The organism is Halorubrum sp. BV1 (assembly GCF_000746205.1).
Classification (GTDB): Archaea; Halobacteriota; Halobacteria; order Halobacteriales; family Haloferacaceae; genus Halorubrum.
In genome coordinates, this window is the sequence record NZ_JQKV01000043.1 from 1 (window position 1) to 1,123 (window position 1,123).

At 58.4% G+C, this 1,123-nt stretch carries 1 rRNA gene; it reads left to right on the forward strand.

Features of this window, described 5'->3' with window-relative positions:
* A 16S ribosomal RNA gene (locus EP28_RS11585) occupies nucleotides 1-1,042 on the forward strand; the annotation flags it as partial.
* Between the last annotated feature and the right edge of the window lie 81 nt (nucleotides 1,043-1,123).

Genomic DNA, 1,123 nt, shown 5'->3' on the forward strand with positions numbered 1-1,123 from the left:
ACGAATAAGGGCTGGGCAAGACCGGTGCCAGCCGCCGCGGTAATACCGGCAGCCCAAGTGATGGCCGATCTTATTGGGCCTAAAGCGTCCGTAGCTGGCCGCACAAGTCCATCGGGAAATCCACCTGCCCAACAGGTGGACGCCCGGTGGAAACTGTGTGGCTTGGGACCGGAAGGCGCGACGGGTACGTCCGGGGTAGGAGTGAAATCCCGTAATCCTGGACGGACCGCCGATGGCGAAAGCACGTCGCGAAAACGGATCCGACAGTGAGGGACGAAAGCCAGGGTCTCGAACCGGATTAGATACCCGGGTAGTCCTGGCCGTAAACAATGTCTGTTAGGTGTGGCTCCCACTACGAGTGGGTGCTGTGCCGTAGGGAAGCCGCTAAACAGACCGCCTGGGAAGTACGTCCGCAAGGATGAAACTTAAAGGAATTGGCGGGGGAGCACTACAACCGGAGGAGCCTGCGGTTTAATTGGACTCAACGCCGGACATCTCACCAGCATCGACTGTAATAATGACGACCAGGTTGATGACCTTGTCCGAGTTTCAGAGAGGAGGTGCATGGCCGCCGTCAGCTCGTACCGTGAGGCGTCCTGTTAAGTCAGGCAACGAGCGAGACCCGCATCCCTACTTGCCAGCAGTACTTCACAGTAGCTGGGGACAGTACGGAGACCGCCGTGGCCAACACGGAGGAAGGAACGGGCAACGGTAGGTCAGTATGCCCCGAATGTGCTGGGCAACACGCGGGCTACAATGGTCAGGACAAAGGGTTCCAACTCCGAAAGGAGACGGTAATCTCAGAAACCTGATCGTAGTTCGGATTGTGGGCTGCAACTCGCCCACATGAAGCTGGATTCGGTAGTAATCGCGTGTCACAAGCGCGCGGTGAATACGTCCCTGCTCCTTGCACACACCGCCCGTCAAAGCACCCGAGTGAGGTCCGGATGAGGCACGTTCCACGTGTCGAATCTGGGCTTCGCAAGGGGGCTTAAGTCGTAACAAGGTAGCCGTAGGGGAATCTGCGGCTGGATCACCTCCACCGACCCGAGACCTCTCACACGAGAGGCTCACCTTAGACCGTTCACCAGAACGGTCACCACTCATGCATGGCTCGTGTCCA